Source organism: Paenibacillus sp. WLX2291 (assembly GCF_046603665.1).
Classification (GTDB): Bacteria; Bacillota; Bacilli; order Paenibacillales; family Paenibacillaceae; genus Saccharibacillus.
The window spans coordinates 2,898,168-2,915,353 of the sequence record NZ_CP176755.1 but is presented as its reverse complement, the minus strand read 5'-3'; the positions used below and the strand labels follow the sequence as shown (position 1 = coordinate 2,915,353).

Sequence of the window (17,186 nt, the reverse complement as noted above, 5' to 3'; positions counted from 1 at the left end):
TAACCTTTGACGGTTAGCAAAAACGATTATATACTCAAATTATTGCTTATTCACAATTCCTATGAACTTAATAGGTTATGAATATAAACATCCTATAGTCGATGCTGTCAAATAGCACTGCATCAAGGTTTGTTATTTTATTGACCACTGGTCTAAAAGAAGAACAGGAGCATGATCATGACTTTATATAACAATACAATGGATTTGATTGGTAATACACCGCTGGTAGAGATTCACGCCTATGAGTTGCCGCGTGGCATCCGTTTATTTGCCAAGTTGGAATTTATGAATCCGGGTGGAAGTGTCAAAGACCGTGTCGGTCGCGCACTGGTGAAGGAAGCGCTCGCGACGGGTAAGTTGAAGCGTGGTGGTACGCTGGTCGAAGCAACCGCAGGTAATGCGGGTATTGGACTGGCGATGGCGGCGATTCACGAAGGTATTCGCGTTATTTTTGCTGTGCCGGAAAAGTTCAGTATCGAGAAGCAGATTCTGATGAAGGCACTCGGTGCAGAAATTGTGCATACTCAGACTGCACTCGGTATGCGTGGTGCGATTGAAAAGGCGCGTGAGTTGGAAGCAGAGATTCCAGACGCCTACTGCCCAGGTCAATTTTCCAATCCAGCAAATCCAAAGGCTTACTACGAAACGATGGGACCGGAAATCTGGAACGATCTGAATGGTAAAGTTGACGTATTCGTAGCGGGTGCCGGTTCCGGCGGAACGTTCATGGGTACATCGCGTTACTTGAAAGAACAGAATCCGCAATTGAAGACGGTAATTGTAGAACCGGAAGGTTCGATTCTGAACGGCGGTCCATCTGGTTCGCATAAAACGGAAGGGATTGGCATGGAGATGATTCCTGACTTTATCGATCAATCGTACTTTCATGCCATTCATACGATTACGGATGAAGATGCGTTCAATCGGGTAGCAGAATTAGCGCGATTGGAAGGGCTGTTAATCGGTAGTTCCGCAGGTTCCGCACTACATGCGGCATTGCTGGAAGCAGAACAAGCACCGGATGGTGCGCATATCGTTACCATATTCCCGGATAGTAGTGAACGGTATCTGAGCAAGAAAATTTACGAAGGAGGCATTTGATATGAAACGCAAAACAAAACTCATTCACGCCGGTATTACAGGCGATCCTAATACAGGCGCAGTTAGCGTCCCCGTGTACCAAGTAAGTACGTATCAGCAGGAACAAATCGGTGTGCATCAAGGCTATGAATATTCCCGTACAGGCAACCCGACTCGTTTTGCACTGGAAGAGTTGATCAAGGATCTGGAAGAAGGACAGCGCGGCTTTGCCTTCGGTTCTGGTATGGCAGCGATTCACGCGGTATTTACATTGTTTAATACTGGCGATCATGTATTGCTGACTGACGATGTATACGGTGGTACGTATCGCATCTTTACCAAAGTATTGACGCGTCTTGGCATCGAATCTACATTTGTGGATACAACCGATCTGGAAGCGGTAAAACAGGCGATTCAGCCGAATACGAAAGCAATTTATATCGAGACGCCAACGAATCCACTGCTGAAAGTGACGGATATTCGTGCAATCTCCGACATCGGTCATGAGCACAACCTACTCGTTGTCGTGGACAATACATTTGCAACCCCATACTGGCAAAATCCGCTTGTGCTCGGCGCGGACATCGTACTGCACTCTGCGACCAAATATCTGGGCGGGCATAGCGATCTGGTCGCTGGATTGGCTGTAGTGAACAGTGAGAAGCTAGGCGATGAGCTGCATTTTATCCAGAATGCGGTAGGCGGTATTCTCGGTCCACAGGATTCGTGGTTGCTCATTCGCGGGATCAAAACGCTTGGTCTACGCATGGAAGCAATTGAGCGCAATGCGCAGGAGATTGTGAAGTTTCTGGATCAGCATGACAAGGTTAGCAAAGTATACTATCCGGGTCTGGAACAGCATCCACAGCATAAGCTGGCGTCTGAGCAAGCGGAAGGCTTTGGCGGCATCATTTCCTTTGACGTTGGTAGTAATGAACATGCAGAGCGTCTGCTGAGCCGATTGCACTACTTTACACTAGCAGAAAGTCTGGGTGCCGTGGAAAGTCTGATCTCTGTACCGGCACGCATGACCCATGCATCCATTCCAGAAGAGCGTCGCGCCGAGCTGGGTATTACTCCGGGTCTCGTACGCATCTCAGTAGGGATTGAAGATGTGGAAGATCTGATCGACGATCTGCGTGCAGCGCTGGAAGATTGATTGTCGATATTCATTCCACGCTGTATACACATGAACAGGAATAAGCAATCATCAATACAATGTTCATGATACAAATACAATATACAAGGCGACTATTTTCAATATAGTCGTCTTTTTCATGTTTATATTGTGTTGTTTATTACGTTACCGACACATACTTCATTACATATCAGTCGCATATCCTCTTCTATAAAAAGTTAAATGAAATATTGTCGATACAAGGTAATTTACTGGGTGAGCTGACAGTATGCAGGGTAATAGCACATGAGCAGGTAACGATGATGTAGGAGGTTAGACATGATTACATTTAAACAGGTAACGAAGCAGTATGAAGACGGAACAATCGCTGTACAACCGATGAATGTACATATTGAAAAAGGAGAATTTTTTGTACTGGTTGGACCGAGTGGTTGTGGCAAGACGACAACGCTCAAGATGATCAATCGGCTGATTGAACCTAGCTCTGGCATGATCAGTGTGAACAACCAGATCGTACAGGAGATGCAGCCGCATGAGTTACGTCGCGGGATCGGTTATGTGCTGCAACAGATTGCACTGTTTCCTCATCTGACAGTAGAGCAGAATATTGCCATTACACCTGAATTAAACGGTTGGGATCGGAAAAAAACTGACAAGCGCATCGACGAGCTGCTACATATGGTTGGGCTTGATCCAGCTGTCTTCCGTACTCGTAAACCGCATGAATTATCCGGTGGACAGCAGCAACGAATTGGCGTACTACGTGCGCTGGCGGCTGATCCACCGGTCATTTTAATGGATGAGCCGTTTAGTGCACTTGATCCGATCGCTCGGGAACGTCTGCAAAATGATCTGTTGGAGCTACAAGATAGCATTCATAAAACAATCGTATTCGTCACCCATGATATTCAGGAAGCAATCAAGCTGGGGGATCGCATCGGTGTGATGCGTGATGGCAAAATGATTCAGGTAGATACGCCGCAGCAATTAATCCATCAACCAGTGGATGAGTTTGTACGTGAATTTTTCCGAGCTGCTGGTTCGGATGTATCAGCGTATGAGGCAGAAGTTAAGCCTGAGCGAGGTGAGCAATGATGTGGAACAATCTGGTTGAAGTTTGGACGCAGCGTCAGGATCAGTGGCTGGAAGCGTTATCGCAGCATATTCTGATTTCATTTATCGCGTTATTGTTCGCATTAGTCATTGCCATTCCGCTTGGCATATACATCTCTCGTCATCTGAAAATATCGGAAGCTGTGCTTGGCATTGCTGCTGTGCTGCAAACGATTCCGTCGTTGGCGCTACTCGGATTGCTTATCCCGCTGCTCGGTATCGGAATCGTTCCAGCCATCGTCGCTATTGTCATCTATGCGCTACTACCCATTCTGCGCAATACATACACTGGTATCCGCAAAGTCGATCCTTCACTGCTGGAAGCGGCGGATGCGATGGGAATGACGCGTGGTCAGCGGTTATTCAAGATTGAACTGCCGCTCGCATTGCCGATCATCATGGCGGGGATTCGTACCGCGATGGTGCTGATTATCGGTACAACGACGCTGGCTGCATTGATCGGTGCTGGTGGGTTAGGCGATATTATTTTGCTAGGGATTGACCGTAACGATACCGCATTGATTCTGCTTGGTGCGATTCCGGCGGCACTGCTGGCGATTGTATTCGATCTGCTGTTGCGGGTAGTAGAGCGGGCGAATTTCCGCCGTGCTGTATGGATGCTTGGTATTGCGGCGGTTGTAGTGGTTGCCTTGACGGTCGGTCCACTGGTCAATCAATCGCAAAAAGATCTAGTGATCGCGGGCAAGCTTGGCTCTGAGCCAGAAATACTCATTAATATGTATCAACAGCTGATCGAACAGGACACGAATCTCAATGTCTCCCTCAAACCGGGACTTGGCAAAACATCATTCCTGTTCAACGCGCTGCAAAATGGCGATGTAGACATTTATCCTGAATTTACCGGGACAGCGATTGCTGAATTCCTGCGTGAAGATGCCAACAGTACAGATAGCGGCAAAGTATATCAGCAGGCAAAAGAAGGCATGAAGCAAACGTTCCATATGGAGCTATTATCGCCGATGCAATACAACAATACGTATGCGCTGGCAGTACCAGCGGATTATGCGCAGCAGCATAATTTGAGCCGTATTTCTGATCTGCAACAGGTTGCTCCGCAGGTGAAAGTAGGCTTTACGCGCGAATTTGCTGACCGTAATGACGGATATGTGGGAATGCAGAAGCTGTACGGTTTCACGTTTCCGAATCTGACAACGATGGAGCCGAAGCTTCGCTATACTGCGATTGAGTCTGGTGATATTCAGTTGATTGATGCGTATTCAACCGATAGCGAGCTGGCACAGTACAAACTCAAAGTGCTGGAGGACGACCGCAATTTGTTCCCACCATATCAGGGAGCGCCCTTAATGAGAGAAGAAACGCTCCAACAATACCCGGAAGTTGCCGAATCGCTTAACAAGCTTGCCGGACAGATCACTGATGATGAGATGCGGCAGATGAATTACCGCGTCAATGTAGGTGGAGAGTCGGCAGCACAAGTAGCACATGATTTCCTGCAACAAAAAGGATTGTTGAAATAAGCCCATCCTCTGTAAAATTCTGCTATTATTGTATGAGTGATAGCGTTTACAATTGAATGGGGAAGGTGATTACTTATGTCATGGTCCATTGATAAACAGGTGACATATATTGAGCCAGAGCAGATCACTACGCCGATTCGTTATGTGCTACGTATGATCTATCGCGATCATGAGGCTGTATTTGGCGAGCAACCTAATATAAAGGTTTTTGATGCAAATGATAGTGTAGAGTATGAGCAGCAAACTGATGTACAGGAGGATCAGATTCATCATATTCGTATACTGCTTATGGAGGAGATAGCAAACGATCCCCTACTGCCAAGAGAACCGGAAATGTTCGTTCATCGTATAGGTGCACAAGGGGTATTGGATATCGTCGGTAGAGATGAGCTGGGCATCATCTATGGATTGCTGCATTATAGCCGATATGTGCTTGGTGTTGATCCGTTCTGGTTCTGGGCGGAGCTAGCTCCGGTGCGGCGTGAGCAGGTATATATCGCGGAATTGCCGTATGTTTCACAGCCGTTTGCTGTCCGTTATCGGGGCTGGTTTGTGAATGATGAAGTCTGTCTGATCGGCTGGACAGATGTTTATCCACCGGGAGAAGATGTATGGCAACCGGTATTCGAAGCATTGCTGCGCTGCGGTGGGAATATGGTCATTCCCGGCACAGATCTTCCGCGTGAAGGGATTCATCATCGACTCGCTGTCGATATGGGCTTATGGGTAACGCATCATCATGCTGAGCCACTGGGAGCGGAGATGTTTGCCCGTGCGTTTCCAGAGCTAACGCCTTCATACGAACAGTATCCACAGCAGTTTGAACAGTTATGGCGGCAGGCGATTGAGCGTCAACAAGACGAGAAGATCGTTTGGGTATTATCATTTCGCGGACAAGGAGATAAGCCGTTCTGGGAAGATGACCCTCAATTTGATACGCCATCCAGTCGCGGTACAGTGATCTCCAATGTGCTGCGCAAGCAATATGAGATGATTGCAGATGTTGTACAGCAGCCGGTATGCTGTATCGCATTGTATGGTGAGCTTGCCGAGTTGTATCGAGATGGTCATTTGCAATTGCCAGATGGTGTGATCAAGATATGGGCGGATAACGGCTATGGGAAAATGGTATCGCGTCGACATGGCAATCATAATGTGCGCGTCTCTGCTTTGCCGCAAGTTGATGATCACGGACCTCATGGCATTTACTATCATGTGACTTTTCATGATTTGCAGGCGTCCAATCATCTGACGATGTTTCCATCGTCGTCTGCATTGATGAACCGTGAGCTAGATGATGTGCTACAGGCTGGTGCTGATCGGTATTGGCTGATCAACTGCGGCAATATTTTGCAGCATCTACCGTTTCTTGATCTGATTGCTGCGAAATGGCAGACAGGATATATCGATGCTACAAAACAACAGGAGCAATGGATTCATCGTCTATATCCACAAATCGATGATGACCTGCATCGCCAAATTGTTGCTCTCTATCAACAGTATGCGCAATGCACCATTGTGTATGGACCGCATGAGGATGATCGCGCTGGCGAAGAATTGTATCATCATGTTGGACGCCGTCTGATCGGTCACTGGATGAAGCAGCAGCATATCGGAGATCGTGGATTGTACTGGCTGACAGGTCATTTGCCATTTCCGGCGCAATTGAAGATGATTCAATCGTTAATGGAAAAGGCACTGCCTCGCTGGCAGCAGCTGCAAACGGATACAGCACAGGTGGCAGCACAATTGCAGCCTATAGATGCACAGCGGCTGTATCGCCAATTCGGCGTTCAGGTGCAGCTGCATGAGAGTGGCTGCCGTGGTTTGCTGTTGTTATGCGCGGCATACCGTGATTATCGTAGCGGCGAACATGCACGAGCATTTGTCCAGATTTCACAGGCGCTATGGGCATATGAACAAGGGCAACAGGCGCTGGATTTAGCGGCGCAGGGGCGTTGGCAGAACTTTTACCGGGCGGATTGGCTGACCAATATTCGCAATACATTGGAGCATGTGGACGCACTACGTCGGTATGTACGCATCATGGATGATGGACCGGATCTGTTCACATGGTACAAGCAGTATCTAATGCCGGAAACGGAAAAGCATATTTATTTGGAAAATACACATCGCAATCCGCTAGCGGACGATGAACTGGCGCATCGGTTAAAGGAATATTTGGATGCACAGATTCAGCAGATAAAATATAAATAAAGATTCCCTTACCCCCACCTTATCCGTTATAATGAAATGATGCTATTCAAGCCAAAGCTGGGTCCAATACAGCGGTTTTTGGCTTGTACTTTTAAGCGGGTGGGGGAACTAACGGATTGAGTACTTATCCTTTTACATTTGATTCGAAGCGTCCATTTATGCAGCAAGCAGGCGAATGGATTGCCGATGTATTTTATGATATTTTGCCAGAAGCTGGTCTGGAGCTGCGTGACGAGCAGATTTATATGGCGTTTCAGCTGGAAAAGGCATATGCCGAAAAGAAAACGATGTTCGCCGAAGCAGGTGTCGGAACGGGCAAAACGTTAGTGTACCTGCTATACGCCATTGCATATGCAAGGTATACACGCAAGCCGGCGATCATTGCCTGTGCAGATGAATCGCTGATTGAACAGCTGGTGAAGCCAGAGGGCGATATTAACAAGCTGGCACAGTATCTAGGACTGAATGTCGATGCACGTCTGGGCAAATCGCCGGATCAGTACATTTGTCTGAACAAGCTGGATGCTGTGCGGGCAGAGCCGCTGGCGGATGATCTGTATCGTGATATTTATACCGATCTGCCGGAGTTTGTACATTATACGGATACGCTGCAACGCTTTTATCCGTATGGCAATCGCAAAGATTATTCTGAGCTGGATGATGCACAGTGGAATCGAATTGGCTGGGACGTATTTCAGGATTGTCTAGTATGCTCGCAGCGCCATCGCTGTGGTCAAACACTATCGCGCGATCATTATCGCAAAGCGGCGGATATTATCATCTGTTCGCATGACTTTTATATGGAGCATGTGTGGACGTATGAAGGTCGCAAACGTGAAGGTCAATTGCCGCTGCTGCCGGAGCACAGTTCGGTTGTATTTGACGAAGGGCATTTACTGGAAACGGCTGCGCAAAATGCGCTGACGTATAAGCTCAAGCAAGCGCTATTTGAGAGCATTGTTACCCGTCTGCTGGAAGGCGAGGTTCGCGAAACGCTGGCAGTAGCGGTAGAAGAAGTAATTGCAGAGAGTGATCTGCTGTTCGAGCTACTAGCATTACACAGCCGTCCGGTGCCGGGTTCGAATCGTCGCGATATTGACTGGAATGATGCCTTGCTGACGCAGATCAATCGGGTTAAGCATCATATTGATGTGATCGAGGAAGAACTGGTATTTGAGAGTGGATTGTTCACACTAGACGAATACCAGATGAAGATTGTGGAAGAGCATCTGGAGATGATTCAGCTCGCTCTCGGTCTGTGCCGTCAGCAAGATCAGCTGATCTCTTGGGTGGATGGCGAAGGCGATGATCTGACACTGGTTATTATGCCGAAGAAGGTAAAAGAAGTACTCGCAGAGATGGTGTTCGGTCGCAAAATGCCGGTTATTTTCTCGTCTGCTACCTTGTCGGTTGAAGGCTCCTTTGATTATATCGCCGACAATCTGGGCATACAGGAGTATCAATCCTTTTCTGTCGCATCTCCTTACGATTATGAGGAGCAGATGAAGGCGGAGTTGTTCGATGACAAAGTTCTGATGAGTTCCGCTGTGTCATCTCGTTCTCTGTCTTCGATATCAACAGCGAATGATGCAGAGCTGTCGATCCTTCAGACGGAAAAAGTACTGTCCCTGATAGCAGACACCGGCGGACGTTCGTTAGTATTGTTCTCGTCCATGCAGGAACTGAGTGCATTCCGTACCGCTGTAGAAGCAAGTGGTGCATCATTACCTTACCGAATGCTCTATGAAGGTACGGCAGAGATCAGTCATCTGATCTCCACGTTCCAGCAGGAAGAGAGCAGTGTATTATGCGCTGTGACATTATGGGAAGGATTGGACATACCCGGACCTTCGTTGTCGCGTGTGATCATCTGGTCGCTGCCATTTCCGCCCAATGATCCGGTATTCACAGCACGTCGCCGTGAGTCGGATGATCCGTTTCATGAAGTGGATATGCCGTATATGCTGCTGCGCTTACGTCAAGGAATTGGTCGGTTGATCCGTTCTAGCGGGGATCGCGGACATGTGTCGATCTTCGGTCATGAACTGCTGCGCGACGATGTGCGGCAAGCTGTGCAGCAATTGCTTCCGTAATGAATACGGTTGTGTAACCGCGTCTGACGATGGATCAAACGTGATATCTCATTGTCGAGACAGACCACACCTTTTCAACCTTATGGTATAAAATATCAAGGATTCCGTAATTTGGTCTATGACCGGGCGGAATCCTTTTTTATCGTTGCGAAAAGTGGATTCTCTATCGCAGACCTGTCATAATAAAAACATATCAGCCAGTACATCTACGATAGAATGCTGGCAGGGACCCGGCAGGCATAACAACAGGCAGAGCGGTGTATATTCCGAAAGCCGATTTGCCGTTATGACCCCTTGGCTGGAATGAATCACCCGTTGTCATCAGGATTGGTAGACAGAATCTGCGGGTAAATTGTTGATGAGACTATTTCAAGGAGGGATCACCATCATGGCAATATCACTCAAAAAACTAAAAGATCAGGTAATCGTAATCACCGGTGCATCAAGTGGAATAGGTCTGGTTACGGCTAGAATGGCAGCAGCCAAAGGCGCAAAAGTGGTTGTCGCTGCACGCAATGAGGAAGCGATCATTCAATTGGCGGCAGAGCTACGCGGCAAAGGCTATCCGGCAACATGGGTAACTGCCGATGTGGGTAAGGAAGAGGACGTACAACGTATTGCCGATACAGCGATCCGTACCTTTGGACGGTTTGATACATGGATTAACAATGCAGGCGTATCGATCTTCGGTAAAACAACCGATGTGAGCGTGGACGATATGAAGCGTTTGTTTGATACCGTATACTGGGGCGTAGTGTATGGCTCCAGAGTAGCAGTGCAGCATTTCACCGAGCGGGGCGTACCGGGAGCGCTGATCAATATCGGCAGTCTGCTGGGCGATCATAGCAGTGATCTGCAACCGACGTATTCGTCTGCCAAGCATGCAGTACATGGCTGGACGGACAATCTGCGTATAGAGCTGGAGAAGTCCAAAGCGCCGGTTTCTGTTACCTTGATTCATCCGGGCAAAATCGACACGCCGCACAATGATCATGCACAGAACTATTTGGAGAAACAACCTGCACAGCGCGGTGTCGTCTATCCACCAGAAGCAGTGGCACGGGCCATTCTATACGCTGCTGAACATCCGAAGCGCGACATGTTCGTCGGTTCACAAGCAAAAGTAGGTTCCGTATTAGGCGGTACATTACCTCAGCTTGCGGACAACGTATTCGATGCGCTCAGCTTCCGTGGACAATCCAAACCGCAACCGGCAGCTCCATCCGATCAGAGCGGATTGCATCAACCGGGGTATGGTTTGCATGAACGTGGCAGCAGTCCAAGCGCAGTGCGCAAAGGCAGTCTGTATGTAGAGGCAAGTCGCCATCCGGTGCTCACCACATTAGCGTTAGCAGGTCTAGCAACGATTGCTTTTGCAGTAGCGAAAAACAAATGCGATAGCTGTAGTACAACTGAAGTGCGTCTGCCACTGGAAACGATTGATCACGATGCACCGCAATAAGTGTATAGACTCGTAAAGTGTTATATATTGTGCACGTTGTATCTTATGTAATTCGTATCGCACGCACATTGAATCGTCCGTGTTGACTGATTCAACTGTGCATCGATGCAGCTATATAAGGAAGCCGGAGGACATAGACCTCCGGTTTTTTGTTATACTGCTGAATTACCTTATTGCTGTAATTACCTTGTTACTGTGATGATCTGACTGCTGCGATCATCTTGCTATGTTGATCATTTTGCTACTTTAATCATCCCTCATAGAAGCATCCTGAGTCACCCCTGTATGCTTTTCTCTAGAAGCGCGCTCCGCTCGAAACCGCGAAGGCGTAAGTCCGCAATGCTGCTTGAAGATCCGGTAAAAATACTTCATGTCCTGAATCCCCACTTCCGCCGCGACCATCTGTACACTCCAATCTGTTTCCAGCAACAGCTCGCAACTGTGCAGCACCCTCACATTTTGCAACAATTGTACAAATGTCTGACCTGTAGCTTGTTTAATAAGCCGCTGCAAATGACGCGGACTAACGCCGATCCAGCTACACAGCGCATCCAACCGCAGTGGATCACGATAATGCGTTTCGATATAACTGATCGCAAATTCAGCCGGATGATCTACCTTTGCTTGCACCGCCGGATAGCTGAATTGATGCTGAACATATAACGTATGCAGCAGATCCAATAGCAAAATATACTGCTTGTGCCGATACCCGGGCGGCATATGCTGCTGATTTACATGCATGCCATACATAATGCGAGCAAATTCATGTTGCTGCTCCCGATAACCAAGCCATGACGTTGATTGCCGGAAAAAGGCAGCGATCTGCTCAAATTCCAGATCCCACGCAGGTTGTCCCTCTTGACACTGCGGTGCTAGCACTTCCGGCAGCAGCAGACAATTCAGCATTTGCAGCGGAGCGGATGTAGCATCCTGATCCTGCCGTTGCAGCATATGCGGCGTACCCGGTGGAATGAAAAATAAATCTCCTTCCGATACGTGCAGCGATTGCCGCTCTATAAAGAGAATCCCTTTCCCTTCAGAAATATACATCAATTCATAAAAATCATGCGCATGCTGCTGATACGAATGATCCACATCAATCTTAATAAAAGCTAGCGGATTATTTTGTTCAAATGGATGTCGGGTGTACGATATTCTATGACTGTTCATTCTCTATCGCTCCTATGTCGTAATTGCCCATATATGCGTCGCCTTTAACTATATTTCAAATTTGCACTGTTGGCTACAATGAGAAAGTAATTGTTTGGGCATCGCTACTATAACAGCACTGCCAATCACTTTTTCAAGGAGGCAAATGATGACAACATCTACACTAACAACCCATTTACCAAAGGAGAAAATGCCGTATCTGCTGCGACGTGGAGAAGGCGAACGTTATCTGTTCGGCAATCAGGTGGCAACCATTATTGCGAATGAACAAAGTACAGGCGGCATCTTCGCAGCAGCCGTAATCGGCGGAGCAAAGGGGCAGAGCTTCCCGCTACATCGACATGAGAGCACCTTTGAATCCATTTATGTATTGGAGGGACGATTGCAACTGCTGCTAGATGGTCAAAGTCATTTGCTATTGCCCGGCGATTATGCGCATATCGCGCCCGGTACGGAGCATGCATATCGTATGATCGGACATCGCAACAATTTTATTTCATATTCCATCAACGGAGATATTACGGCAATCTATCCGATCCTTGGCGAGCACCATCCGTATATCGAGTATCCGCCAGTAAGTCAGCATACGTATGAGGAGCAGCAGCTTCGTCAGGCAGAGCAGCAAGCAGATATCGTATTCGATAAAAGTAATGATTCTATTGCCACAAACAACGAATTTCCGTCCTATTCTCTAGTACAGAATAATCATGTGCCAAACGAAGTAACCAGTTATGTGTTGGAAAGTGGAGAAGGCATTCGACTGTTGACGGGAGATCAGCTGCATCGTCTGCTTGCTACTCAGCAAACGACCGGTGGCGAGTATATCGTCGTTGCCAGCGATGGACCAAAAGGCGACGAGATCGTCTCGCATTATCATGAGCATCATACAGAGACATTCTTCTGTACTCGCGGCAAAATGACGATGTGGGCAAATGATCAGGAGGTGCAGCTGTTCCCAGGGGATTTTCTGCATGTACCTGCTGGTACGGTGCATTCCTACCGACTGGATGATCATTTTACACAGGTGGTCGGCTTGCTAGTTAGCGGATTGTTTGAGCCGTTTTTCCGTCTATTGGGCGATGAATATGAGCATCATATGTTCCCAAATGAGGCAGGTGCCGTTCGGATGGATCGAGTGATGGCGAATATGGACAAGCTTGATCTGAAAGTCGTCGCACCACCGAATTATCATCAATCCAACTAAAGGAACAATGACATGAAAATCATCTACATTCTGGCATTTGCCATGATTCTGTCGGTTATGAATTCGACGATGTTCAATGTAGCGTTGCCTGCACTGCGAACCGAATTCCAACTGACCAGCTCACAGGTAAGCTGGGTCGTGACCGGCTATATTATCATCTATGCGATTGGCTCTGTTACCTATGGCAAGCTGGCTGACCGCTATCAATTAAAAAATCTGCTTACCTTCGGACTGCTTGTCTTTGCCGCAGGATCACTGCTAGGCTTTCTATCGCAAAATTATGCCATGGTTGTTGCAGGGCGAGTGCTGCAATCGGCAGGGGCTTCGGTAATTCCCGCTTCATCGATGGTAATTCCGATCCGCTATGTGGATGCGAGGCAACGCGGACGAGCACTCGGTATTACCTCGTCTGGTATGGCACTGGGTACAGCACTCGGTCCGATTATCGGTGGTCTGGTGACAAGCTTTGCTGATTGGCGGTATCTATTTGCGATTAGCTTGCTATCGCTAATCACGATCCCATTTTTTCGTAAATATCTGAATCGTGATGAGACGCAAGCGACACGGATCGATCTGCTGGGCGGTGTGCTGCTGGCATTGAGTGTAACACTGCTATTGCTGGCGATTACGAACAAAAGTATATTGCTCGGTTTGCTGACTATTGTGCTATTGGCTGCATTTGTCTGGCATATTGTGCGGAAAAGGGGAGAAGCACCATTCGTCGATCCTGCTATTTTTGCTAATCGGAATTATACGATGACACTCATCATCGCCTGTCTGGTACTAGTGTTCAATCTGTGTGTTCCCTATCTCATTCCGCAACTGCTGAGTAGTGTGAATGGATTAAGTTCCTTCCAGATCGGTCTGGTGATGTTCCCCGGTGCGCTGGTAGCGGCAATCTTCGGCATTATTGGTGGTCGACTTGCCGATCGTCGGGGGAATTCCTTTTTGCTGGGCATTGCGTTTACGCTACAATTGGTAACGTATGGATTGTTATCACTGTTCACTGGCAGCTACTATCTGGTCATTATGGTGCTGCTAGTGCTGGGTAATACGGGACTGACTTTTGCACAGGTAGGGATTGCCAATGCGGTATCGCGCACATTAACTGGTTCACAGGTTGGTGTTGGCATGGGGATGTATATGATGCTGAGCTTTATTTGTGGAGCGGTGGGCACGACGGTGCTTGGCTTGCTGCTGGATCAGGGCTATAGTGGCTGGTCGCCGAGTAGTGTATTCGGAATGCAGCAGGGAAGCGTGTTTAGCATGATTTTTCTTGTATTCGCAATTTGGATTGGCGTTGTATTCGCTGGTGGATTCTCGTTATTGCGACGTGGAGAGAGTCAGAGATAGCATTGATGACAGTAAAAAAACAGGAGAGCCTTGGGCTTTCCTGTTTTTTGATATACGTAGTTACTGCTTCACCAGCTCAAACGATTCCCACGCACCGCCGACGCTGCTACGGTTAGCGATCAATGATCCGCTGCCGCCGTTCTCGGCGGTTACATACATATTATTCGCAAGTGACTTCAACGTTCGTTTGCCATCTGCGGTCGTTCCTAGCTCAAACGTTTCCCATGTCCCGATTGCTGTTTTGTTAGCAATGAGTGGGCTGGTGCCGTTATTGTCAGCGGTCACATATTTGCCGTTAATCATCGAGCGTAGGGCAATGCGGTTATTGCCCAGATCGATCTGCTCAAAGCGTTCCCATGTGCTTACGGTATCTGAACGAGCAATCAGCGCGCCATTGCCATAGTTTTCGGCAGAGACGTATTTGTTGTTAGCACCTGCTTTGAGGGCTACGATGTTATAACCATTTTGACGTTGGAATACATGCACATAATCGACCTGATATTTTTGCGGGAAGGTTGTGTTAGCATCCGGGTTGCCCGGCCAATTGCCACCGACTGCCAGATTGAGCAGCAGGAAGAACGGTTTGTCAAACGCCCATGTGTTATCGCCTGCATCGACTGGTGTGCGGGTATGATACAGATTGCCATCTACATACCAGCGAATCACTGCCGGTTCCCATTCGACTGTATACGTATGAAAAGCATTGCTAAAACGCTCGCCAATCGTATAGCCGGCAGAGAGTCCATTGGCTCCCGAGTAGCCGGGTCCGTGAATCGTACCATATACGGTGTTCGGAGCGACAGGCCCTACATATTCCATAATGTCGATCTCACCACTGCCTGGCCACGGATTGCTGCCAATATCGCTGCCTAGCATCCATGCAGCAGGCCAAATGCCTTTACCGTATGGAACTTTGGCACGGATCTCGATTTTACCGTATTTGACATTGAATTTATTTGCGGTAGTTAGGCGAGCAGAGGTGTACTGATAGCCCTGCATATTTTCTTTATTTGCTTGAATAACCAGATTGCCATTGTCCATATATGCATTTTTCGTACTATTCGTATAATATTCCAGCTCGTTATTACCCCAACCGCCGTTGTTGCCAATTTCCTGATTCCACTTGGACGTATCGACGCCGGTACCATTGGCTCCGTTAAAATCGTCTGCCCAGATTTGCACCCATGGACTGGATGATGAAGCAGAAGCTGTGGAGGAGCTTGCACTCCATGGAATAACTAGTGTTGCCGAACAGATGAGGGAAAGTAACGTTAAGCCTGTCTTTTTGCCTTTCATGCGTAAATACACTCCTTTTCAACATAAGGTTGGCAAAGCAAATTTCCATTCAGCCAATAAGCATAGAATACTTTGAATTGTGCCATACAAAATAAGAAATTTATTCCAGTTCAGTGTAATATAAAAACGCTTACAAAAATACTTGTTTATGCAAATTTCCTTAATATGATATTCGGTTGGAATAGTCGGGCTAAAGTATATGAAATGAGAAAATGAGAAATTAAGCTAAGTGAATAAAGTTAAGTGAGTAAAGCGGACTACAAGCTACGATGTAAGTAATACAAGCAATATAAGTAATACAAGTGAATTTTCAGACACAAACAGAAAATAAATGTTTATTTATTTTTGAATATGTTTGTTTTGTGTTGACTGTACATAATAAAGGGAGTATGATAAACACATACAAAAGCCTATTAACGATCATCAAGCTCGTGAAGCTCAGTTGATGCTTCATACGTTTCGTCAGTTCTACGCCTAAGCCAGTTTCGTTACGTCTTATCTATTCTTGTGAAAAAAATTACATTCAGGAGTGATAATCATGAGTACCTTACCTGTCAATGAATATGTAACACAGCACCATTCGCTGGACATTCCTTTCGTTCATGAAATGGCGAAGATTACACAATGTATGTGGAAATCCGGCTGGGATGAGCGCAATGGTGGCAATGTCAGTTGCATTCTGGATGAGCAGGAAGTCGCTGCCTATATCGATATTCAGGACGTGAAACGTACGCTGCAACCAGCATTTCCAGTGCATGAGCTGGCTGGACGTTACTTTATCGTGACAGGTTCGGGCAAATATTTTAAAAATGTACTGGATGATCCGGCAGGTAATCTTGGCGTATTGCGCGTATCGGCAGATGGAGAACAGTTGGAAGTGTTATGGGGATTGGAGAATGGAGCGGTACCGACGAGTGAGCTGCCCGCGCATTTTATGAGTCATATAGAGCGGTTGCGGGTTGATCCGCAGCACCGCGTTGTCATTCACAATCATGCGACACATACTCTGGCGATGACCTTTGTCCATGATCTGGATGAACGTGCGTTTACCCGTACACTGTGGGAAATGTGTACCGAGTGCGTGGTCGTATTTCCTGACGGGATTGGTATCATTCCGTGGATGGTGCCTGGATCGAGTCAGATCGGTCGTGCTACTGCGGATAAGATGAGAGAACACCGCGCTGTCATTTGGCCGCAACATGGTATTTTTGGAACAGGGGGTTGTATTGACGAGGCATTTGGTCTGATCGAAACGATTGAGAAAGCCGCCCAAATTTATATGCTAATCGCTCATCTACCGATCCGTCAGAAAATTACACAGCAGGAGCTGATAGATCTCGCACAAGCATTTGGCGTTACGCCGCGTGCTGGTATTTTGGAGTTGTAATGATAGAATACTAACAATAGAATCGCATCGTTTCAATCCATTCCGACGATCCTGTGAACGACATTCATGTTGTGAAAGAACCTTGAAATGTTAAATTAGTATTAGAACCTGGTACTAGGACGTGCTATACTGTATGGAAGCTTACGAACTACATTTCATATTATATAGCATAAA

The 17,186-nt window shown here is 47.3% G+C and carries 11 protein-coding genes and 1 pseudogene; 10 read left to right on the top strand and 2 right to left on the bottom strand.

What is annotated here, in order from left to right; genetic code table 11:
• Nucleotides 1-177: 177 nt before the first annotated feature.
• The 7 genes and pseudogenes from ACDE64_RS12380 to ACDE64_RS12350 all read left to right on the top strand — a co-directional run bounded on the left by ACDE64_RS12380 (nucleotide 178) and on the right by ACDE64_RS12350 (nucleotide 10,602).
• Nucleotides 178-1,101 carry a PLP-dependent cysteine synthase family protein gene (locus ACDE64_RS12380; RefSeq protein ID WP_411342507.1) on the top strand — a complete coding sequence of 308 codons (924 nt, stop codon included), beginning with the start codon at nucleotides 178-180 and terminating at the stop codon, nucleotides 1,099-1,101.
• 1 nt (nucleotide 1,102) lies between these two features.
• Complete coding sequence (locus ACDE64_RS12375) at nucleotides 1,103-2,239, top strand: bifunctional cystathionine gamma-lyase/homocysteine desulfhydrase (RefSeq protein WP_411346961.1); 1,137 nt, start codon at nucleotides 1,103-1,105, stop codon at nucleotides 2,237-2,239.
• Nucleotides 2,240-2,536: 297 nt separating this feature from the next.
• Nucleotides 2,537-3,244, top strand: a pseudogene (locus ACDE64_RS12370) (ABC transporter ATP-binding protein); the annotation flags it as partial.
• A gap of 65 nt (nucleotides 3,245-3,309) precedes the next feature.
• Nucleotides 3,310-4,830, top strand: coding sequence for an ABC transporter permease/substrate-binding protein (locus ACDE64_RS12365; RefSeq protein ID WP_411346960.1), 1,521 nt, complete (start codon nucleotides 3,310-3,312; stop codon nucleotides 4,828-4,830).
• 75 nt (nucleotides 4,831-4,905) lie between these two features.
• Nucleotides 4,906-7,047, top strand: a complete 2,142-nt coding sequence (locus ACDE64_RS12360) for a glycosyl hydrolase 115 family protein (protein ID WP_411346959.1) — start codon at nucleotides 4,906-4,908, stop codon at nucleotides 7,045-7,047.
• 116 nt (nucleotides 7,048-7,163) lie between these two features.
• Nucleotides 7,164-9,140 carry an ATP-dependent DNA helicase gene (locus ACDE64_RS12355; protein ID WP_411346958.1) on the top strand — a complete coding sequence of 659 codons (1,977 nt, stop codon included), beginning with the start codon at nucleotides 7,164-7,166 and terminating at the stop codon, nucleotides 9,138-9,140.
• Between the two features lie 388 nt (nucleotides 9,141-9,528).
• Nucleotides 9,529-10,602 (top strand): SDR family oxidoreductase, encoded by a 1,074-nt coding sequence (locus tag ACDE64_RS12350; protein ID WP_411346957.1) that lies wholly within the window; start codon nucleotides 9,529-9,531, stop codon nucleotides 10,600-10,602.
• A gap of 246 nt (nucleotides 10,603-10,848) precedes the next feature.
• On the opposite strand, the gene ACDE64_RS12345 is transcribed toward ACDE64_RS12350, so the two are convergent.
• On the bottom strand, nucleotides 10,849-11,772 hold the full coding sequence (locus tag ACDE64_RS12345; RefSeq protein WP_411346956.1) for a helix-turn-helix domain-containing protein: 924 nt from the start codon (nucleotides 11,770-11,772) through the stop codon (nucleotides 10,849-10,851).
• A 148-nt stretch (nucleotides 11,773-11,920) separates the two neighbouring features.
• On the opposite strand from ACDE64_RS12345, the gene ACDE64_RS12340 reads away from it, so the two are divergent.
• Together ACDE64_RS12340 and ACDE64_RS12335 are read left to right on the top strand one after the other, a co-directional pair.
• Entirely contained in the window at nucleotides 11,921-12,976 is a 1,056-nt protein-coding gene (locus ACDE64_RS12340; protein ID WP_411350287.1) for a quercetin 2,3-dioxygenase, read from the top strand.
• Between the two features lie 12 nt (nucleotides 12,977-12,988).
• On the top strand, nucleotides 12,989-14,329 hold the full coding sequence (locus ACDE64_RS12335; RefSeq protein WP_411346955.1) for an MFS transporter: 1,341 nt from the start codon (nucleotides 12,989-12,991) through the stop codon (nucleotides 14,327-14,329).
• A 60-nt stretch (nucleotides 14,330-14,389) separates the two neighbouring features.
• Here the strand turns inward: ACDE64_RS12335 and ACDE64_RS12330 are convergent, their stop codons facing one another.
• Nucleotides 14,390-15,625: a family 16 glycosylhydrolase gene (locus ACDE64_RS12330; protein WP_411346954.1), complete on the bottom strand. Its 1,236-nt coding sequence runs from the start codon at nucleotides 15,623-15,625 to the stop codon at nucleotides 14,390-14,392.
• A gap of 538 nt (nucleotides 15,626-16,163) precedes the next feature.
• Between ACDE64_RS12330 and rhaD the strand changes: the two genes are divergently transcribed.
• Nucleotides 16,164-17,012 (top strand): rhamnulose-1-phosphate aldolase, encoded by an 849-nt coding sequence (gene rhaD, locus ACDE64_RS12325; protein ID WP_411346953.1) that lies wholly within the window; start codon nucleotides 16,164-16,166, stop codon nucleotides 17,010-17,012.
• The last annotated feature ends 174 nt before the right edge of the window (nucleotides 17,013-17,186 follow it).

Coding starts and splice junctions, on each gene's coding strand:
- ACDE64_RS12380 (WP_411342507.1), top strand. CDS start 178: ATGACTTTATATAACAATACAATGGATTTGATTGGTAATACACCGCTG.
- ACDE64_RS12375 (WP_411346961.1), top strand. CDS start 1,103: ATGAAACGCAAAACAAAACTCATTCACGCCGGTATTACAGGCGATCCT.
- ACDE64_RS12365 (WP_411346960.1), top strand. CDS start 3,310: ATGATGTGGAACAATCTGGTTGAAGTTTGGACGCAGCGTCAGGATCAG.
- ACDE64_RS12360 (WP_411346959.1), top strand. CDS start 4,906: ATGTCATGGTCCATTGATAAACAGGTGACATATATTGAGCCAGAGCAG.
- ACDE64_RS12350 (WP_411346957.1), top strand. CDS start 9,529: ATGGCAATATCACTCAAAAAACTAAAAGATCAGGTAATCGTAATCACC.
- ACDE64_RS12345 (WP_411346956.1), bottom strand. CDS start 11,772: ATGAACAGTCATAGAATATCGTACACCCGACATCCATTTGAACAAAAT.
- ACDE64_RS12340 (WP_411350287.1), top strand. CDS start 11,921: ATGACAACATCTACACTAACAACCCATTTACCAAAGGAGAAAATGCCG.
- ACDE64_RS12335 (WP_411346955.1), top strand. CDS start 12,989: ATGAAAATCATCTACATTCTGGCATTTGCCATGATTCTGTCGGTTATG.
- ACDE64_RS12330 (WP_411346954.1), bottom strand. CDS start 15,625: ATGAAAGGCAAAAAGACAGGCTTAACGTTACTTTCCCTCATCTGTTCG.
- rhaD (WP_411346953.1), top strand. CDS start 16,164: ATGAGTACCTTACCTGTCAATGAATATGTAACACAGCACCATTCGCTG.